This window comes from Glycomyces sp. NPDC046736 (assembly GCF_040645615.1).
Taxonomy (GTDB): Bacteria; Actinomycetota; Actinomycetes; order Mycobacteriales; family Micromonosporaceae; genus Glycomyces.
The window spans coordinates 26,125-45,207 of sequence record NZ_JBEYYO010000016.1 but is presented as its reverse complement, the minus strand read 5'-3'; the positions used below and the strand labels follow the sequence as shown (position 1 = coordinate 45,207).

Sequence of the window (19,083 nt, the reverse complement as noted above, 5' to 3'; positions counted from 1 at the left end):
CAATATGCGCTCGGCCCCGCCGCGGCCCGGCCGGTAATCTGGTGGGCGTGATCGATCTGCGTGCACTGCGAGAGAACCCGGACGCCTACCGCGACAGCCAGCGCAAGAGGGGCGCGTCCGCCGATGCCGTCGACGCCCTCCTCTCCGCCGACGCCGACCACCGCAGTGCCCTCCAGTCCTTCGAGTCCCTGCGCGCCGAGCAGAAAGGCCTCGGCAAGAAGATCGCCGGCGCCGAGCCCGATGAGAAGCGCGCCCTGCTCGAACGCACCAAGACCCTCTCCGACGAGGTCAAGGCCGCCGAAGCGCGCGTCACCGAATCGGCCGCGGCCTTCGACGCCGCGGGCAGGGCCATCCCGAACCTGGTCGCCGAGGCCGCCCCGGCCGGCGGCGAGGACGACTACATCGTCCTCCGCGAGGTCGGCGAGATCCCCGACATCCCCGAGGCCCGCGACCACCTGGAGATCGGCACCAGCCTCGGCCTCCTCGACACCGAGCGCGGCGCGAAGACCTCCGGCGCGCGCTTCTACTACCTGACCGGCGACGGCGCGATGCTCCAGCTCGCGATGCTCAACCTCGCCATCCAGCAGGCCGTCGAGACCGGCTTCACGCCGATGATCCCGCCGGTGCTGGTGCGCCCGGACGCCATGGAGGGCACCGGTTTCCTCGGAGAGCACGCCGACGAGATCTACTACCTTGAACGCGACGACCTCTACCTCGTGGGCACCTCCGAGGTGCCGCTCGCGGCCTACCACGCGGGGGAGAACCTCGGCGAGCTCGAGGCGCCGCGCCGGTACGCGGGCTGGTCCTCGTGCTTCCGCCGCGAGGCCGGCTCGTACGGCAAGGACACCAAGGGCATCATCCGCGTCCACCAGTTCGACAAGGTCGAGATGTTCTCGTTCTGCCGGCCCGAGGACGCCGCGGCCGAGCACGAGAAGCTGCTGTCCTATGAGGAGCAGATGCTGCAGAAGATGGAGCTGCCCTACCGGGTGATCGACGTGGCCGCGGGCGACCTCGGCACCTCGGCGGCCCGCAAGTTCGACTGCGAGGCCTGGGTGCCCACCCAAGGTCGCTACCGCGAGCTGACCTCGACTTCGAACTGCACCACCTTCCAGGCACGGCGCCTGAACGTGAAGTACCGCGACGAGCAGGGCCGCAACGCGGTCGCGGCGACCCTCAACGGGACGTTGACGACCACGCGCTGGCTCGTGGCGATCCTGGAGAACCACCAGCGCCCGGACGGGTCGCTCGCGGTGCCGAAGGCGCTCCAGCCGTACCTGGGCAAGGACGTCATCGAACCGAAGAAGTAGACGAATGGCTGCGGCCCGCCGATCCTCGGATCGGCGGGCCGCAGCGGTCTGTCGGGCCGTTTCAGGGCGCGCGGCAGTTCTTATGGAGGCGTTCGCGTGGGCCCCCGGTCAATACCCTGACAGGTGGGTACGACAATGCCGTTTCGAACAGGGCCCGGGGCCGGTTTTTGGGCGCAGCGCAGTTCTTATGGAGGCGTTTCGCTGGGCCCCCGGGAAATACCCTGACAGATGGGTCCGACAGTGCCCTGTTCGAACAGCGGTGTGCGCCGGTTTTCGGGCGCGCGGCGACCACGAGAGCGGTTCCGGTGGGCCCCCGGTCATTACCCTGACACAGGGGTCCGACAAGGCCGGTTCGAACACAGTTGTTCCGGCCGTGCCTCGGGGCCGCTTTTCTTAGTCGCCTTCGTGTTCTTCGAGCCAGGCTTTGAGGACCAGTGCGTGGTTGACCTCGGTGTCCTTGGCGGCGTAGAGGAGGGTTACCGGGCCTTTTCGGGCCTCCTCCAGGATGGGTTCGGCGCGTTCGGGGTGTCCGTCGAGCTCGCTTTTGTAGCGGCCTGTGAACTCCTCGAACCGGTCGGCCTGGTGGCCGAACCAGATGCGCAGGTTCGGTGACGGCGCCGCGTCCTGCGCCCAGGTGACCCCGTCGAGGTCCTCCTTGCTGACCCCGCGGGGCCAGAGCCGGTCGACCAGGAACACCGCCCCGGACCGCTCGGGGTCCTTGCGGTAGTCGTAGACGCGTTCGATCGTGATCTCGCCCATGGACGAACCGTAATGCCGTGCCCGGCCCCGTTGGGTGGGTTTGGTGTGATTGCAGCTCGTCATTCGGGCGGCGGCGTGAGTTCAGCCGCTCGGTCCCCTGCCGTTCACCTCGGCGGCGCTACGGTTGGGGTGTGCCCGACATCGCCCCCTCGCTCCGCCAGACGCCCCCGAAGCTCGTCGCCGTAGACCTCGACGGCACCGTCGTCGACTACCACGACCAGCAGGCCACGACCCCGTCCAAGGCGGTGATCGACGCGATCCGCGCCGTGCGCGACGCGGGCGTGCCGGTCGCCGTGGTCACCGGGAGAGCCATGTGGGGCGCGGTGCGCACCGCCCGTGAACTGGGCCTCGACGACGGCTTCGCGTCCTCCAACCACGGCGCCGACGAGTTCGACCTGGCCAGCGGCGAGATCACCCACGAGGCCGCGGTCGCGACCCGGCCCGCCGTCGAGGCGTTCCTCGCGGCCGAGCCGGACGTGCAGTTCGCGGTGGCCCGCGGGCTCGACGGATGGTGGCACACCGCGAACTTCAAGCGCGACCTTCACGCGAAGTGGGGCGGCGTGCTCGAAATCGACGAGATCTACGACCGGCCCGCGGTGCGGATCGTGGCCCGGGTGGACTCGGACAACCGCTACGGCAGCGCCGACCGCTGCCCGCACGCGCTGCGCCTGGCCGAGCGGGCCGCGCTCGACCCGGCGGCGTACCACGTCGAGGTCGGCTACAACGGCTGGGTCGACATCGGCCCGCCCGGGGTCAGCAAGGCCACCGGCATCGCCCGCATCGCCGAGTACTACGGCGTATCATCGGCCGACACCGTCGTCTTCGGCGACGCCCACAATGACCTGACCATGTTCGCGTGGGCCGGTCATTCGGTCGCGATGGGCCAGGCGGCTCCCGAGGTCCGGGCCGCCGCGGACGAGGTGGCGCCCTCGGTGTGGGAGGACGGCGTGGCAAAGGTACTGGCACGCTGGTTCTGAGACCACAAGGGCCCCATCGGTACACGGTGCGGCGGCGGACTATCGAGGAGGACGAATGATCCAACTGACCAAGGCCCCCAGGCTCGTCGCCACCGATCTCGACGGCACCGTGGTCCGCTCCGACGAATCGGTGTCCCCGCGCACGATGGCCGCGCTCAAGCGCCTCGCCGCCGCCGGGGTCATCCTCGTCGGCGCCACCGGCCGCGGCCCGCGCCTGCTCGACTTGTGCCGCAACGACATCCCCTCGGCGGACTTCCTCGTCCTCGGCCAGGGCGCGTTCGTGTACGAATGCCGCTACGACGACACCGTGGTCGAACTCGCCGACCGCTCAGTGGACGGTGAGGTGCTCCTGCGGGCGCTCAACCTCGTTGAGGCCGAAGTGGGTCCGCTGCGCGCGCTCGCCGAACCGGCCGACCCGGCGCGGAACATCACCGGCGACCCGATGCCCGACTGGCCCTGGCCCGCAGTCACATTGGAGGCCGCGCCCCGCGAGGTCGCGTTCACCGGTCCGATGGTCAAGGGCTACTTCGTGTCCGACCACCACACCGGCCCCGAGCTGCTCGTGGCCGCCCAGGACGTGGTGGACGAGGACCTCGTCACCGTCACCGAATCGGGCGTCGGGATGCTCGAAGTGTGCCCCGTGGGGGTCACCAAGGCCGCCGGGATCCAGGTCGTGCTCGACAAGTTCGGCATCGACTGGTCCGACGTGCTCGTGTTCGGCGACGCCACCAACGACCTGTCGATGATCCGCGCCGCCGGGCACTCGGTCGCGATGCCCAACGGGCACCCGTGGGTCCAGACCGCCGCCACCGAGATCGCCCCCGCGGGCAACAACGACGACGGCGTCGCCCAGTACCTCGAGGAACTCCTCGACCTCGTTTAGGCGGTGTTGACGAACCCCCGCCGGCCGCTATCGGGCCCATTCGCCCGCTCGCTTCGTTGTCGGCCTCCCGAATACAACACCGGTATTCGAAAGGCCTTCCGCCTCACGAGCGAACGAATGGACTCCGATACCGACTCGCCGCGAGTTCGTCAACACCGCCTAACGCACGTCCCAGACCGGTTCGTCCGACTCGGTGACCTCGCCGTCGCCGCCGAAGACCACGAACCGGTCGAAGCCGCGCGTGAACCAGCGGTCGTGCGTGACCGCCAGGACGGTGCCCTCGAAGGCCGCCAGGCCCTGTTCGAGCGCTTCGGCGCTGGCCAGGTCGAGGTTGTCGGTCGGCTCGTCCAAGAGCAGGCAGGTCGCGCCCGACAGCTCCAGGACGAGCACCATGAAGCGGGCCTGCTGGCCGCCCGAGAGCGTCTTGAAGTCCTGTTCGGACTGTCCTGTGAGTTCGTAGCGGTTCAGTGCGCTCATGGCCGCCGACCGGTCGAGCGAGGGCCGGGACTCGTCGCCCTCCCAAAGGATCTCGCGCAGCGTGCGCCCGTCGAATTCCGGATGCTCGTGCGTCTGCGAGAAGTGTCCGGGCTCGACGCGCGCGCCCAGGCGTGCGATCCCGCTGTGCCGCACCGCGTCGAGTTTGCGTCCGGCCGCTACGGGGTGCTCGGGGTCGGTGCCGCCCTGGGCGAGCAGGCGCAGGAAGTGGCTCTTGCCGGTGCCGTTCGCGCCGAGCACGGCCACCCGGTCGCCGTACCAGACTTCGAGATCGAACGGGAAGGTCAAGTCCTCCAGTTCGAGTTGCTCGCAGATCACGGCCCGCTTGCCGGTGCGCCCGCCCGCGAGCTTGACGCGGATGTCCTGCTCCCTGGGCGGGGCGGGCGGCGGCCCGGCCTCCTCGAACTTGCGCAGCCGCGTCTGCGCGGCCCGGTAGCGCGAGGCCATGTCGGAGTTGAACGCGGCCTTGTTCTTGTACATGAGCATCAGCTCGCGCAGCTTGTGGTGCTCCTCGTCCCAGCGGCGGCGTAGCTCCTCGAACCGCTCGTGCCGCGCCACCCGCGCGTCGTGCCAGGAGGCGAACCCGCCGCCGTGCGTCCACGTCGTCCCCGCCTCCAGGGTCACAATGGACTCTGCGGCGTTGGCGAGCACTTCCCTGTCGTGCGAGACGAACAGGATCGACTTGGGGGAGGTGCGGATCGCGTCCTCCAGCTCGCGTTTGGCGGGCACGTCGAGGAAGTTGTCCGGCTCGTCGAGCACCAGCACCTCGTCGCGCCCCTGAAGCAGCAGTTGCAGCGCGAACCGTTTCTGCTCCCCGCCCGAGAGCGTGCGCAGCGGCCGGTCCTTGACCTCTTCCCAAGGGCGGCCCAGGATCGCGACCGCCACGGTGTCGCACAGCACGTCGAACTCGTAGCCGCCGGCCTCGCCCCAATCGGCGAGCGCCTGCGCGTACGCCAGCTGCGCCTTCTCGCCGCCGCCCTCGTCGATGCGCCGCTCGGCCTTGGCCAGACGCGCAGCGACCGCCCGCACCGGCGGCGGCGCGAGGTCGACCGCGAGCTCGCGCAGCGGCCGCAGGCCCTCCCGCATGCCCACCAGCTGACGCATCACCCCGAGCCCGCCCGAGTGCGACACGGTCCCCGAATCGGGGGTGAGCACCCCGGTGACGATGTTCAGCAGCGTGGTCTTGCCGGTGCCGTTCGCGCCGATGAGCGCGACCTTCGCACCGTCGCCGACACGGAACGACACGTCCGAGAACAAAGTGGTGCCGTCCGAGAGGCCATACCGCACGCCGGAGAGGTCAACGAATCCCATGCGCCGATTCTGGGCGGCCGAGTGCGCTGCGTCAAAGGCATTTGGGTCGGTGTGCGCGCCCGAAATCGCTGCTTACGCTGGAACCATGAACCACACCCCTGACCAGAGCGGACCCGAGCCGCCCGGCGGTCCTTCCCCGGGCAAGCGCGACCCGGAGAAGGGCTTCTGGAGGAGCCTGACGGCCAGCGACTGGGTCGAATTGGCGATCTACGTGTTCTTCGGACTCATCGCGCTGCTGGCTGGGATCGGTTGGGCCGCAGCGCGATGGTGAGCCCCTCCGGTCACAGCGCCAGGAACTTCTCGACGTGCCCGGCCGCGAGGCGGTCCATCTCGGCGTAGTGGGCGGCCCTCTGGTCCCCGGTGAGCGGCTCGCCCTTGGTGAAGTTCCCGTTCGCGTCCACGTACTGGGGTTCCCCTTCTGCGTCGAAGAGGATCTCCACGGCGGAGTCGGTGATCCCGTTGTAGAACGAGATCCCTTCGCGCAGCACGCGATCGAGCGTCTCCCGCATCCACACCGAGAAGTCGTCGCCCTCGTTCGCTCCGGCCAGGCCCAGCCACAGCATCCGCTTCCCGGCCAGGCGGGGTCTGCTGCGGCCGTAGGCGAAACCGTAGTTCCAGACCCGGTCGATCCAGCCTTTGAGCAGCGCGGGGGCCGAGTTCCAGTAGACGGGGAAGACCGGGACGATCACGTCCGCGGCCAGGATGCGGTCCATATGGGACTGCACTTCGGGCGAGTAGACCTTGTCGCGGTCGTTCCAGTCGGGCTGGTCGGCCTCGGTCATGCGCGGGTCGAAGCCTTCTGCGCGTAGGTCGATCAGGTCGATCTCGTATCCGGCGGCCTTGAGTCGGGCCGCGACCTGGTCTCCGATGTGGACTGTGAGTGAGTCGGGTCGGTGGTGCGAGACGACGACGAGAGCGGTCGGTGCGGTCATTGGTGCCTCCTTGGCGGGTTGCTCCCAGTACACCGCCGAACGTGTGGACGCACGATGGCTGTGGCGCTCTGATCCATGCGTCATCGTCTACCATTGCGGCATGGATCCGCTCAGTGAACTTCTCGCAGGCATCCGCGCCGAAGGCGCCATCCTCGGCGACGCGCTTCTCAAGGCCCCCTGGGTGGTCCGCTTCGACGACCGCGCCCCGCTCACCATGATCACCGTGGCGCGCGGCCGGGCCTCCCTGATCTTCCCTGATGGTTCTGAGACGCACGTCGTCGCAGGTCAGACCGTTGTGGTGAACAGTCAGGAGCCGTTTCGGATGGCCGACGAGCCCGCCTCGCTGGAGCGCCCGCACCTGGACTACTGGCTCACCTGCTTCGACCTCGAAGCCTGCGGCGCCGAGTACAACCCGCTCCCGCCCGGCGGCGAAGGCTCCGCGACCTCGATGTTCGTCGGCGCCTACCGCGCCTCCGGCCGCCGCCACGAACGGCTCCTACGGGCTCTGCCGCGCGTCATCGTGGTCGACGACGCGGCCGACGTCAGCTCCTGGCTCGACGTGTGTGCGTCCGAAATGGACTCTCGGCGTCCGGGCACCCAGGCGTTCATCGACCGGCTCTTCGACTGGGGCCTGGTCTGCACCCTCCGCACCTGGTTCGACGCCGAAGGCGGCCGCGCCCCCGCCTGGTATCGCGGCTTCACCGACCCCGTCGCCGGACCGGCCCTCGAGGCCATCCACAATCGACCCGCCGACCCCTGGACCGTCGCCGACCTCGCCGCCAGCGCCGGTGTCTCCCGCGCCCTGCTCGCCAAGCGCTTCAACGAGATCATGGGCGAGCCGCCCCTGGCCTACCTCACCGAGCGGCGCATGGAGCTCGCCGAGGAACTGCTCGCCGACCCCGACCTGACCATCGCCCAGATCGCCCGGACGGTCGGGTACGCCGACCAGTTCGGTTTCAGCAACGCGTTCAAGCGCCGCAAGGGAAAGAGCCCGACCGCGTTCCGGGAGGAGTCCCGCGCGCTCGCCACGGTCTGATCACGGCCGCAAGTGATGTCGCGTACAGCAGACGCGACTCGGCGCGTCATTCCCTCGATCGGGGGCGGGGTCCTTCTTAACCTCGCCTCATGGTGAAACTCCCCCATGAGGCACTGCATCAGATATTCCGCGAGAGCCCGAACCTGTTCGCCGACACTGTGCAACGGGTCTGCGACGTCGACTTCCCCGACATCGTCGAATACGAAGTCGTCGACACCGACCTCACCGAGATCAGGCCGCTGGTGCGTCGACCTGACACGGTTATCAGAGCGGAAACGCCCTCCGGTCCGCACCTTCTGGTGGTCGAGGCCCAAAACCGTGAGGAGCCGGCGAAGATTCGTAGCTGGGCGTACTACCTCAGCTATCTGGAGAGCAGATACGACCTCCCTGCCACGCTGCTGGTCACTACGCCGAGCGCCGCGACCGCCCGCTGGGCCCGCGGTCCCTTCCGGCTCGGGCTGGCCGCGTTTCCGTCTGTGACGGTGAGCCCGCTGGTGGCCGGCCCCGACAACGTCCCGTTCGTCACAGAGGTCGAGGATGCGGTCGAGGACGTGGCCTTCGCGGTATTTTCGGCACTCACCCACCGCCTCAACCCTGACATCGAGAAAGCGCTCGGGCCACTTGCTCAGGCGCTCGACACCGTCCAACCCGAACAAGGCGCAGTCTGGGCCGACCTCATCGAGGTCGGGCTCGCAGGTTGCGCACAGGACTTCTGGAGGAAGATAATGCAGACCATGCAGTACGAATTCGGATCACAGCTTGCCCAGCAGAGCGCTGCGAAGGCCGAAGCGCGGATCATTCTGAAGTTCCTCGACATGCGGGGCGTTTTCGTCAGTGACGAGGACCGCAGGCGGATCGAGTCGTGCACCGACCTTGAAATGCTTGAGGCCTGGGTGATGCGGGCGCCATCTGTCGAGAGCGTCGACGAGCTCTTCTAAGGCCGGTCGGTGCGCAGCCACCAGTGGCCGCCCAGGCCCGCGGGGTCGGTGAGGCGGGCGGTGGCCGTGGTCTTGGCGAGGGCGAGCGCGTAGGCGGTGGGGTTGCGGTAGGCCAGGGCCATCGGGGGGCGGGTGGCGGTGAATCCCAAGGCGTGCAAGGCGTCTCGCTGGCGCTGGAATGAGTCGCAGGCGATGGCGTCGACGGCCACGTGGGCGGTGACGTCGCGGGCCCCGTCTGGGATCGGCTCGGTCTGGCGGCCGTGCGCGAAGCCGGTGAGGGTGCCGCCTTGGGGGCGGTCGGATCTGGTGTGGCCGTAGTCGACCGCGAGTGCGGTGCCGCGGTCGAGGCGGGCGGTGAGGTCGGCCCAGGCCGCGTCGCGGGTGCGGCCGATCTCGGCCCGGTCGCCGGGGACGGTGAGGGGCCACCATTTGTCGATCCACTGCTCGTCCTCGGCTTCGAGGGTCTCGCCGAGGCGGGTGCGGCCCTCAGCGTCGACCTCTTCGTAGCGGGCGCGGCCTTCGGGGTCGAGGACCGCCACGTCGCACGGGACGTTGTCGAGCAGTTCGCAGGCCACGATGAGGCCGCTCACCCGGTCGGGCGGCTCGGGCCGCCACGCGATGCGCTCGGGCAGGCCCGCGGGCCGGGGGCGCAGTTCGACGCCGACGAGGCTGATCCGGCGGTCGAGGAGCCCGGCCAGGTCGGCGAGGAGGTCGCCGCCTCCGGCCCCGACGTCGACCACGGTGAAGCCCTCGGGGCGGCCGAGCCGCTCGTCCACCTCGTCGGCCACGCGGGCAATGGCCTCGGCGAACACGGGGGTCCGGGCGCTGGTCGTGAAGTGGCTCGCGGGCGTTTCGCGGCGGTAGAAACCGGCGCGCCCGTACAGGGCCCGCTCGGTCGCCGCGCCCCATCGCTCGAACCCCGACATGCAAGCGACCCTAGACCCAGGGTGAGAAACACCACTCGCGGGCTCCCAGGCTGGCGTTGACAGTCCGGCGACGCACAATTAACGCGTAAGCAACGACCGGTACCTCCCGAAGGACTGGATCAGCATCATGGATCAGCACCAGCGCAGCGGCGCACCGAAGCGTCCCGCGTCCCGCCTCGCCGTCGGCGTCGTGTCCGCAGGCAGGGTCGGCTCCGTCGTCGGAGCGGCCCTCACCCGCGCCGGCCACCGGGTCGTGGCCGCTTCGGCCGTATCCGCCGACTCCCGCGCCAGGGCCGCCCGCCTCCTGCCGGGGGCCGAGATCCTCTCCCCGCCGGACGTGGCCGCCGCGTCCGAGCTCCTGCTCCTGGCCGTCCCCGACGACGCCATCGCGCCCCTGGCGGCCTCGCTGCCGGTCCGGCCCGGTCAGATCCTCGTCCACACCTCCGGTGCGCTCGGCGTCGACGTCCTGCGCCCGGCCCGCGAGGCCGGGGCGCTCACGATCGCCCTCGCCCCCGCGATGACCTTCACCGGCCGCGACGAGGACTTGGAGCGCCTCGCGGGCATCTCCTGGGCCGTCACCGGTGAGGCCGAGGCCCGCTTCGTGGGCGAGGCGCTCGCCCTCGAACTCGAAGGCGAGCCCGAGCACGTCGACGAGGCCGACCGGGCCCGCTACCACGCCGCGCTCGTCTACGCCGCCAATCACTTGACGACCCTCGTCAACGACGCCGCCGACCAGCTCAAGGCCATCGGTGTCGCGGGCCCGCAGCGACTCTTGGGACCCCTGGTCACCGCGTCGCTGGAGAACGCCCTGCGCCACGGCGACGCGGCCCTGACCGGCCCGGTCTCGCGCGGCGACGCCGGGACCGTGGCCCGCCACCTCCAGGCCCTGGCCGGCACCGACCTCGCCGCCACGTACCGGGTCATGGCCCGCCGCACCGCCGAGCGGGCGCTGGCCTCCGGGCGCCTGGGCAGCGCCGACGCGGAGGGGCTCCTCGACGTCCTGGCCCACCCCGAAGCGAAGGAGACGCCGTGACCTTGCTCGTCCACACCAAGGCCGACTTGGCCAAGGCCCGCACGGCCCTGGCCGGGCGCGTCGCGGTGGTCCCCACGATGGGGGCGCTGCACGACGGCCACCGCGCGAACCTCAAGCGCGCCAAGGAGATCGCCGACTCGGTGATCGTCACGGTGTTCGTCAACCCGCTCCAGTTCCGCCCGAACGAGGACCTCGACAAATATCCGCGCACGCTCGACGCCGACGTGGCGATGTGCGAGTCCGAGGGCGCAGACCTGGTGTTCGCGCCGAGCGTGGCCGAGATGTACCCCGAGGGCCGCGAGGGCCTGACCTCGGTGCACGCCGGGCCCGACGGTGAGCTGCTCGAGGGCGCGTCGCGGCCCGGGTTCTTCACCGGGGTGCTCACGGTGGTCTCGAAGCTGTTTCACCTCACGCGGCCCGACGCGGCCTGCTTCGGGGAGAAGGACTTCCAGCAGCTCGCGATGGTCCGCCGCATGGTCCGCGACCTGGACATGGGCATCGAGATCGTGGCCGTGCCCACCGACCGGGAAGCGGACGGCCTGGCCCGTTCGAGCCGCAACGTGTTCCTCTCTGCCGCCGAGCGGGCCGCCGCTCTGGCGATCCCCGCCGCGATCGAGGCCGCCCAGGCCTCACCCGATCCGCTCGCCGCCGCGAGGCGAACCCTCGCGGCCGAGCCCGGTCTGGACGTCGACTACGTCGCCGTCCGGGCGAGCGACTTCGGCCCGGCCCCCCAGCGGGGACCGGCGAGGCTGCTCATCGCCGCGAAGGCGGGCACGACCCGCCTGATCGACAACGCCCCCATCGTCATTGGAGAAGCCCGATGATCCGCACCATGTTCAAGTCCAAGATCCACCGCGCCACCGTCACGCAGGCCGACCTGCACTACGTCGGGTCGGTGACCGTCGACGCCGACCTGCTCGACGCCGCCGACATCCTCGACGGCGAGCAGGTCGCCATCGTCGACATCACCAACGGCGCCCGCCTGGAGACGTACACGATCGCCGGGCAGCGCGGGTCGGGCGTCATCGGCATCAACGGGGCCGCCGCCCGCCTCGTCGCCCCCGGCGACCTTGTGATCCTCATCTCATACGCGCAGATGGAGGACGCCGAGGCGCGGGCGTTCACCCCCACGGTCGTCCATGTGAACGAGCGCAACGAGATCATCGAGGTCAACGACGACACCGCCAACCCGGCCCCCGGGACCGCCGGTGACGCGGTGGCATCCCCACTTGCCGACCGGTAAGTTACAGACTCATGAGCGAAGAGAAGCACGAGGCCGCCGGCAACGGCGCCGACGAGAGCAAGAAGGCCGACAAGCCCACGCCCTCGGACGACCTCAAGACCACCCACCACACCCTGGGCGACCTCGCCTACACCGCCACCACCGGCCGCATCGTCCTCCACGAGGAGGTCACCGAGGACGAGAAGTTCAACGGCCGCAAGGCCAAGGCCGAGGTCTCCATCACCTGGTACACCCTCGACGACGCCGAGGCCACCGAGCGCCCCGTCACGTTCGCGTTCAACGGCGGCCCCGGCTCGGCCTCGATCTGGCTGCACATGGGCCTGCTCGGCCCCCGCCGCGTCGACTCCGGCGACGCCGGGCAGCTCACCCCGCCGCCGTTCGGCCTCCTCGACAACGAGGAGACCCTGCTGAGGGACACCGACCTGGTGTTCATCGACCCGGTCTCGACCGGCTGGTCGCGGGCCGTCGAGGGCGAGAAGGCCGGCGAGTACCACGGCTTCACCAAGGACATCGAGTCCATCTCGGAGATCATCCGGCTGTGGACGACCCGCAACAACCGCTGGCTCTCCCCGAAGTTCCTCATCGGCGAGTCCTACGGCGGCACCCGCGGCGCGGGCATCGCCGAGTACCTCCAGACCCGGTTCGGCATGGCGCTCAACGGGGTCATGTTCATCGCCCCGGCGTTCAACATGGAGACGCTCTACCACACCACGCGCTCCGACCTGCCGAACCCGCTGTTCCTGCCGACGTACGCGGCCACCGCCCACTACCACGGGCTCCACCCCGACCGCGAGCTCGACGACCTGGTCGCCGAGGCCCGCGCCTACGCCGACGAGTACCGCGCCGTCCTCGCCAAGGGCCAGAACCTCACGCCCGAGGAGCGCGCCGCGGCGGTCGCCAAGATCGCCTCGCTCGCCGGGGTCAGCGAGGAGTACGTCGACCAGGCCAACCTGCGCCTGGAGCACACCCGCTACTACGCCGAACTGCTGCGCCACAAGCGCCTGGTCACCGGCCGCCTCGACACCCGCTTCACCGGCCCGACCGACCGGTACAACCGCGAGCAGATGCCCTACGACCCGTTCCTGGTCGGCACCGACGGGCCCTACACGGCCGCGCTCCAGTACTACCTGCGCTCCGAGCTCGAATACGAGAACGAGCACGTCTACGAGCGGATCTCGCGCGCGGTGCACCCGTGGTCGTACAAGGAGTTCGAGGGCGAGGCCGTCGACGTGATCGGCAAGCTCGGCAACGTCATGCGCCTCAACCCGTTCCTGGAGGTCCACGTCGCGATGGGCCGCTACGACGGCGGCGTCCCGATCGAGGCCATCGAGTACACCCTCGACCAGCTCGAAATCCCGCGCGAAGACCGCGCCCGGATCGAGACGAAGTCCTACCCGGCCGGCCACATGATGTACGTCCACGAGGAATCGCGCCTGCGCCAGTCCGCGGACCTGTCTGAGTTTGTAAGGCGCGCGTCGAGGCGCGGCTAGAGGCGTAGCGCTCGGCGCGTCCGGGGCCTCGTGTGCGGCGCTCTATGCCTCACAACTCGTGCGCTCTGCGCCTGCGGAAGCAGTACCGTTGCTGCGGGCGGCTTAGCCGCCCGCAGCCACTACCAGGGCCGCCGCTCGGCGGCCGTCGCTAGAAGGGTCACGGCACGTGCCGACCGCGTTCACGTCACCGCCGCCGGCGGCAGGCGCACTGCCACGACTGCCGCGTCTGCCCAGACGCCTGCGGGCCGAGGCCCCGTCCTGGACCGAGACCACCGACGTGTGCGTCATCGGCTCCGGCGTCGCCGGGCTCACCTGCGCGCTCAACCTGCGCCGGGCCGGATTCCACGTCACCGTGGTCACCAAGGTCAAGATCGACGACGGCTCCACCCGCTGGGCCCAAGGCGGCGTCGCGGCCGTCCTCGACCCCGTCGACACCCCCGAAGCGCACGCCCGCGACACCCAGATCGCCGGTGTCGGCCTCTGCGACCCCGCGGCCGTGGACGTCACCGTCACCGAAGGCCCGGCCCGCGTCAGCGACCTCATCCACCTCGGCACCGAGTTCGACCGGCACCCCGACGGCTCGCTCCAGCTCACCCGCGAAGGCGGCCACCGCGCCCGCCGCATCATCCACGCGGGCGGCGACGCCACCGGCGCGGAGATCCAGCGCGCACTGCACGCGGCCGTGCTGCGCGACCCGTGGATCCGCATCATCGAGCACGCCATGGTCCTCGACCTGCTCACCGACGCGAACGGCCACACCGCGGGCGTCAGCCTCCACGTGCTCGGCGAAGGCGTCGAGCACGGCGTGGGCGGCGTCGAGGCCCGCGCGGTCGTCCTCGCCACCGGCGGGCTCGGACAGATCTTCCAGTCCACGACCAACCCGTCGGTGTCCATCGGCGACGGCGTGGCCCTCGCACTGCGCGCGGGCGCGATCGTCACCGATCTCGAATTCGTCCAGTTCCACCCCACTTCCCTGTACGTGCCCGGCACCCCGGCAGCGCTGAGTTCCGATGCGAACACTAAAGGTACCGCCGGGGTACGACAGTCCGGTCCGGCCGCGCTCCAGACCGACCAGCAGCCGCTCATCTCCGAGGCGCTCCGAGGCGAGGGCGCGCACCTCGTCGACTTCTCCGGCGACCGGTTCATGTTCGGGCGCCACGAGCTCGCCGAACTCGCCCCTCGCGACGTGGTCGCCAAGGCCATCACCTCCCGGATGATCGCCGAAGGCAAGCCGCACATGTGGCTCGACGCCCGCCACCTCGGCCGCGACATGCTCGAACACCGCTTCCCGACGATCACCGCCTCCTGCCGGGCCCTGGGCATCGACCCCGTCGCCGACCTCATCCCCGTCGCGCCCGCCGCCCACTACTCCTCGGGCGGCGTGCGCACCGACCTCCACGGCCGCACCAGCGTCCCCGGCCTCTACGCCGCGGGCGAGGCCGCGTGCACGGGCCTGCACGGCGCGAACCGGCTCGCGTCCAACTCGCTGCTCGAAGCGCTCGTGTTCGCCCAGCGCATCGCCGACGACCTCGCCGAGCGCAAGCCCAGCCCCGGGCTCCCCGAACTGCCCGGCGGCGAAGGCGACGTGTGCTCCACGACCGCCCGCGCCCCGCTCCAGGAGGCCATGACCTCCGGAGCCGGGGTGCTCCGCTCCGAAGCGTCACTGGAGGCCACCGCAGCATCGCTGACGGCGTTGGGGGACAATGTGTCCGGAAGGCCGCGACCGGCCACATGGGAGGCGACCAACCTGCTCACCGTGGCCGCCGCCGTCACCGCCGCCGCCCACCGGCGGCGCGAGACCCGAGGCAGCCACTGGCGCGAGGACCACCCGGACGCCGACGAGGCCTGGCTCGGGCACCTCCTACTCGCCATCAGCTCCGACGGGGAGCTCGAAACCACCTGGGAGCCCATCGCATGAGCCGATTCGCCGAAGCCCCTGGAGGGGCTGACCTGGACGCGCGCCTGCTCGAATGCCGCCTCGACCCCGAGGACGTGTACGTCGCCGTCCAGGACTACCTCGACGAAGACCTCTCCCACTCCCGGCGCGACGTGACCTCGGAGTCGATCTTCGGCCCCGAGCACACGTCCACTGTGGCCGTCACGGCTCGAGGCGACGGACTGCTCGCCGGACTCCCGGTGGCGCACGCGGTCTTCCACGCCATGCCCGGCGACGTCGAGTTCACCTACCTCGCAAAGGAAGGCGCGCGCATCCGCGCGGGGCAGGTGCTCGCCCGCGTCTCCGGTCCGACCCGCTCCCTCCTCGCGGCCGAGCGCACCGCCCTGAACCTGTTGTGCCGCATGTGCGGCGTGGCCACCCACACCCGCCGCTTCGCCGACGTGCTGGCCGACTGGCACACCACGGTGCTCGACACCCGCAAGACCACGCCGGGCCTGCGCGGGTTCGAGAAGTACGCCGTGCGCGCCGGGGGCGGCGACAACAAGCGCATGGGCCTGTACGACGTGGCCATGATCAAGGACAACCACAAGGAAGCGGCCGGGTCGATCAGCGAGGCCTTCGCCGCCGTCCGCTCGGCCGAACCGGAGATCGACATCCAAGTCGAGGTCGAGACCGTGGACGAGGCGCTCGAAGCCGTCGCGGCCGGCGCGCTGTTCCTGCTGTGCGACAACATGAGCCCGAAGGAACTGACCGAAGTGGTCGAAGCGGTCGGCGACCGCGCCGAACTGGAGGCCACCGGCCGCATCACCCTCGACACCGCAGTCGACTACGCGGCCACCGGGGTCGACTACCTCTCGGTGGGTGCCCTCACCCACTCCTCGCCCATTCTGGACATCGGACTCGACTTCGAGGAGTAGAACGTGCTGCTGTGCGTCGACATCGGGAACACCAACACGGTGCTCGCCGTCTTCGAGGGCGAGACCCTCAAGCACTCATGGCGAATCCGCACCGACCCGCACGCCACCGCCGACGAGCTGGGCCTGACCTTCCGGGCCCTCCTCGACGGCGACGGCGTCGACCTCACCGGGATCGCCCTGTCCTCCACGGTGCCCCAGCAGGGCGCCGAAGTGTCCAAAATGGTCCAGCGCTACTACCCGCACGCCCGCCTCGTGCAGATCGCCCCGGGCATCAAGACCGGTGTGCGCCTGAGCATCGACAACCCGCGCGAGGCCGGGCCCGACCGCATCGCGAACACATACGCCGCATTCCACCTCTACGGCGGCCCTTGCATCACAGTGGACTTCGGGACCTCCACCAACATCGACGTGATCTCCGAGACCGGTGACTTCCTCGGCGGCGCCTTCGCCCCCGGCATCGAGATCTCCATCGACGCCCTGGCCTCCCGCGCGGCGAACCTCCTCAAGATCCCGCTCGTCAAGCCCCGCAGCGTCATCGGCAAGAACACCGTCGAATGCCTCCAGTCCGGCATGGTCTACGGCACCGCCGCCCAAGTCGACGGCCTCGTCCGCCGCATCACCACCGAACTCGGCACCATCCCAACAGCAGTGGTCGCCACCGGCGGCCTCGCCCCCGTCGTGATCGAACAATGCGAAACGGTCACCCACTACGAACCCAACCTCACCCTCCACGGCCTGAGAATGATCTGGGACCGCAACATTTGACGCTAAGGGCGAGCGCCCGCCTTCGCCACCTGCGGTGATGCCGTTTCGCTCGGCGGCTCCTCTGGTCGCTTTCGGACACTCGGCACCGTGAGGGCGGCTAGGTTGGCGGCGGCGACCAGCGCCGCACCGGTGAGCAGCACCGTGGTCGTGCCGATCCAGGCCGCGAGCGGCGCCGCGACCGCCAGCCCGAGCGGTCGCGACGCCAGTGAGATGAGGATGTCGTACGAACCCACCCGGCCCAGTGCCGATTCGGGGACGCGAAGCTGCAAGGTGGTGTCCCACAAGGGTGTCATCATGCCGGTGCCGAGCGCGGCAAGGAAGAACGCGACGGCGATAACCGCCACGGGAGACGGCAGTGCCAGTGCCGTCAGCGGGAGCGCGTAGCACGCCGACCCGATGGCGCACACCACGAGTGGATTGCCGAACGTGACGCGGCGCGCGGCGAAGCCGCCCAGGACGGTGCCGATGACGCCGGCTTGGGCGATGAACACCCACGCCGAGTCGTCGCCGTGCCGCTCGATTGCGATCAGGGGGCCGAGGGCGAAGAGGAAGCCTGCGGTCAGGTGCCGCACGCCGTGGCCCTGGACGCTGGCGAGAAACCAGCGGTGACGACGGACTTCGGTCCATCCTTCACGCAGGTCGGTGAGGATCGAAGCGCGTCCGGCGGGGCCGGTGGCCCGGATCGCGGGAATGCGGCCGAGTGTGAGTGCGGAGAAGGCGAACAGGGCGGCGGTCGCCATCGACGCCCATCCCGCTCCCACGCCCAGCACCAGTGTCCCCGCGATCGCGGGGCCGACGAGCTGCGCCATGGCTGTCGCGACCGACAGCCGGGAGTTGACGCGGAGCCGGTCTTCGGGTGCGATCGTACCCGCGACGAGGCGACGCCCGGCGGGCATGCCGAAGGCCATGCCGATGCCGGTGGCGGCCGCGAGTATCGACAGGTCGACGATGTGGAACCGCCCGGCCAGGAACTCGCACGCGATGGCGAACTGCGCCGCGCAACGGAGCAGGTCCGCAGCGAGGATGACGCGCTGCGGCGAGAACCGGTCGGCGACTACGCCTGATACGGGCAGCAGCACCACCATCGGGACGAGCTCGCACGCGAGCACCAGTCCGATGTCGAGTGCGGAGCCGGTGGCGCGTGCGACCGCCAGGATGAGTGTGGTGGGGATGAGCCCGAACGCCAACGCGGCGGTGGTTCGGCCGAGGACGAGTTGGTGCGCCGGGGAGAGGAGCCGTTTCATCTGCTACTTCAGTACCTTGTCTTCCCAGATCGCCCTGGCCGCGTTGAGGCCGCTCGCGGCGGCTCCTGTCCACATGTAGTACGCGGAGCCGAGCGCGTTGCCCGCGCTGTAGACCCGTGGATGCGAGGTGCGTCCATTGAGGTCGGTCGCCGGGTATCCGGCCTGGTTGAGTTCCAGGCCCAATTGTGCGGTGAACCGGTGATCCGGCTGCGGTACTTCGGTGAGCAGGAGGACGTCAGCCTCATGCAGGACATCGCCGCGGGTGCGCAGTCGCAGTCTCCCCGATTCGAGGACGTCGGCTCGCTCGACTTCGTCGATCACGATCCGGGCGCCATCGGCTTGGAGAAGGTCGGCCGCCCGCGGATGGGCTTTGACCGCCTCGGGCGACTGCACGATCACCGTCATGCTCCGCGCGTAGGCCTGGGCAAGCCGGGCCATGACCACGGCGTTGGGTCCCTCGTTGCCTATGACCGCGAAGTCCTTGCCGTCGTTCTCGAAGGTGTGGCAGTACGGGCAGTCGAACGCGGTCCGTCCCCAGATGCCCGAGGGCAGCCAGGATGGCAGGCGATCGACGCGGCCGGTGGCGAGCAGCAGTCTTCGAGCCGTGTAGACACCATTGTGGACCGTTTCCACGGTGACGCGGTCGTCGTCGGCCGAGACGGCGTCGATGGTGTCCCAGACGAACTGCGCCCCGGCCTCGGCCGCGTCACGCTCCATCTTGGTGTACACCGCTTCGGGGCTTTCGCCGTGTGCGAACGGGACGTTGTTGACCTTGGCGGCGGTCGAGTTCCGCCGCCGCTTCTGGGAGATCACCAGCACCCGGCTCTTGGAGCGGCCGAGCATGAGTGCCGCGGACAGGCCCGCGGCGCCAGCTCCGGCGATGATGATGTCGTAGTCGTGATCGTCAGCCATTGTCGTTCCCGTCTGTGT

The 19,083-nt window shown here is 70.0% G+C and carries 19 protein-coding genes; 13 read left to right on the top strand and 6 right to left on the bottom strand.

Annotated elements, in window-relative coordinates:
• The first annotated feature begins 47 nt into the window (after positions 1–47).
• Positions 48–1,307, top strand: a complete 1,260-nt coding sequence (gene serS, locus AB0B28_RS16315; protein ID WP_360121562.1) for a serine--tRNA ligase — start codon at positions 48–50, stop codon at positions 1,305–1,307.
• Positions 1,308–1,700: 393 nt separating this feature from the next.
• Here the strand turns inward: serS and AB0B28_RS16310 are convergent, their stop codons facing one another.
• Positions 1,701–2,066 carry a DUF488 family protein gene (locus AB0B28_RS16310; protein ID WP_360121561.1) on the bottom strand — a complete coding sequence of 122 codons (366 nt, stop codon included), beginning with the start codon at positions 2,064–2,066 and terminating at the stop codon, positions 1,701–1,703.
• Positions 2,067–2,197: 131 nt separating this feature from the next.
• Between AB0B28_RS16310 and AB0B28_RS16305 the strand changes: the two genes are divergently transcribed.
• Both AB0B28_RS16305 and AB0B28_RS16300 read left to right on the top strand, forming a co-directional pair.
• On the top strand, positions 2,198–3,043 hold the full coding sequence (locus tag AB0B28_RS16305) for an HAD family hydrolase (protein WP_360121559.1): 846 nt from the start codon (positions 2,198–2,200) through the stop codon (positions 3,041–3,043).
• Positions 3,044–3,098: 55 nt separating this feature from the next.
• A complete protein-coding gene (locus AB0B28_RS16300) occupies positions 3,099–3,926 on the top strand; it encodes an HAD family hydrolase (RefSeq protein ID WP_360121557.1) in 828 nt (275 codons plus the stop codon).
• A 159-nt stretch (positions 3,927–4,085) separates the two neighbouring features.
• Here AB0B28_RS16300 and AB0B28_RS16295 read toward each other — a convergent pair whose 3' ends face one another.
• Positions 4,086–5,732 (bottom strand): ATP-binding cassette domain-containing protein, encoded by a 1,647-nt coding sequence (locus AB0B28_RS16295; RefSeq protein ID WP_360121555.1) that lies wholly within the window; start codon positions 5,730–5,732, stop codon positions 4,086–4,088.
• Positions 5,733–5,817: 85 nt separating this feature from the next.
• On the opposite strand from AB0B28_RS16295, the gene AB0B28_RS16290 reads away from it, so the two are divergent.
• Positions 5,818–6,003 carry a hypothetical protein gene (locus AB0B28_RS16290; protein ID WP_360121553.1) on the top strand — a complete coding sequence of 62 codons (186 nt, stop codon included), beginning with the start codon at positions 5,818–5,820 and terminating at the stop codon, positions 6,001–6,003.
• A gap of 10 nt (positions 6,004–6,013) precedes the next feature.
• Here AB0B28_RS16290 and AB0B28_RS16285 read toward each other — a convergent pair whose 3' ends face one another.
• Complete coding sequence (locus tag AB0B28_RS16285) at positions 6,014–6,664, bottom strand: NAD(P)H oxidoreductase (RefSeq protein ID WP_360121551.1); 651 nt, start codon at positions 6,662–6,664, stop codon at positions 6,014–6,016.
• Positions 6,665–6,764: 100 nt separating this feature from the next.
• Between AB0B28_RS16285 and AB0B28_RS16280 the strand changes: the two genes are divergently transcribed.
• Together AB0B28_RS16280 and AB0B28_RS16275 are read left to right on the top strand one after the other, a co-directional pair.
• Positions 6,765–7,700: an AraC family transcriptional regulator gene (locus tag AB0B28_RS16280; protein WP_360121549.1), complete on the top strand. Its 936-nt coding sequence runs from the start codon at positions 6,765–6,767 to the stop codon at positions 7,698–7,700.
• 89 nt (positions 7,701–7,789) lie between these two features.
• Positions 7,790–8,638, top strand: a complete 849-nt coding sequence (locus AB0B28_RS16275) for a hypothetical protein (protein ID WP_360121547.1) — start codon at positions 7,790–7,792, stop codon at positions 8,636–8,638.
• Here AB0B28_RS16275 and AB0B28_RS16270 read toward each other — a convergent pair.
• Complete coding sequence (locus tag AB0B28_RS16270; RefSeq protein WP_360121545.1) at positions 8,635–9,564, bottom strand: SAM-dependent methyltransferase; 930 nt, start codon at positions 9,562–9,564, stop codon at positions 8,635–8,637. The two genes, AB0B28_RS16275 and AB0B28_RS16270, sit on opposite strands and share 4 nt — an antisense overlap.
• A gap of 127 nt (positions 9,565–9,691) precedes the next feature.
• On the opposite strand from AB0B28_RS16270, the gene AB0B28_RS16265 reads away from it, so the two are divergent.
• The 7 genes from AB0B28_RS16265 to AB0B28_RS16235 all read left to right on the top strand — a co-directional run bounded on the left by AB0B28_RS16265 (position 9,692) and on the right by AB0B28_RS16235 (position 16,909).
• Complete coding sequence (locus AB0B28_RS16265) at positions 9,692–10,597, top strand: DUF2520 domain-containing protein (protein ID WP_360121543.1); 906 nt, start codon at positions 9,692–9,694, stop codon at positions 10,595–10,597.
• Positions 10,594–11,421, top strand: coding sequence for a pantoate--beta-alanine ligase (gene panC, locus AB0B28_RS16260; RefSeq protein WP_360121541.1), 828 nt, complete (start codon positions 10,594–10,596; stop codon positions 11,419–11,421). The genes AB0B28_RS16265 and panC overlap by 4 nt, the downstream gene beginning before the upstream one ends.
• Positions 11,418–11,840: an aspartate 1-decarboxylase gene (gene panD, locus AB0B28_RS16255; protein WP_360121539.1), complete on the top strand. Its 423-nt coding sequence runs from the start codon at positions 11,418–11,420 to the stop codon at positions 11,838–11,840. The genes panC and panD overlap by 4 nt, the downstream gene beginning before the upstream one ends.
• An 11-nt stretch (positions 11,841–11,851) precedes the next feature.
• On the top strand, positions 11,852–13,330 hold the full coding sequence (locus AB0B28_RS16250) for a peptidase S10 (RefSeq protein ID WP_360121537.1): 1,479 nt from the start codon (positions 11,852–11,854) through the stop codon (positions 13,328–13,330).
• A gap of 166 nt (positions 13,331–13,496) precedes the next feature.
• The gene (locus AB0B28_RS16245; RefSeq protein ID WP_360121535.1) at positions 13,497–15,248 is read left to right on the top strand and encodes an L-aspartate oxidase; all 1,752 of its coding nucleotides are present in this window, start codon (positions 13,497–13,499) and stop codon (positions 15,246–15,248) included.
• Positions 15,245–16,144, top strand: a complete 900-nt coding sequence (gene nadC / locus AB0B28_RS16240) for a carboxylating nicotinate-nucleotide diphosphorylase (protein WP_360121533.1) — start codon at positions 15,245–15,247, stop codon at positions 16,142–16,144. The genes AB0B28_RS16245 and nadC overlap by 4 nt, the downstream gene beginning before the upstream one ends.
• Before the next feature lie 3 nt (positions 16,145–16,147).
• A complete protein-coding gene (locus tag AB0B28_RS16235) occupies positions 16,148–16,909 on the top strand; it encodes a type III pantothenate kinase (protein ID WP_360121531.1) in 762 nt (253 codons plus the stop codon).
• Between the two features lie 2 nt (positions 16,910–16,911).
• On the opposite strand, the gene AB0B28_RS16230 is transcribed toward AB0B28_RS16235, so the two are convergent.
• Together AB0B28_RS16230 and AB0B28_RS16225 are read right to left on the bottom strand one after the other, a co-directional pair.
• Positions 16,912–18,153: an MFS transporter gene (locus AB0B28_RS16230; RefSeq protein ID WP_360121530.1), complete on the bottom strand. Its 1,242-nt coding sequence runs from the start codon at positions 18,151–18,153 to the stop codon at positions 16,912–16,914.
• 3 nt (positions 18,154–18,156) lie between these two features.
• On the bottom strand, positions 18,157–19,065 hold the full coding sequence (locus tag AB0B28_RS16225; protein ID WP_360121528.1) for an NAD(P)/FAD-dependent oxidoreductase: 909 nt from the start codon (positions 19,063–19,065) through the stop codon (positions 18,157–18,159).
• Positions 19,066–19,083: the final 18 nt, after the last annotated feature.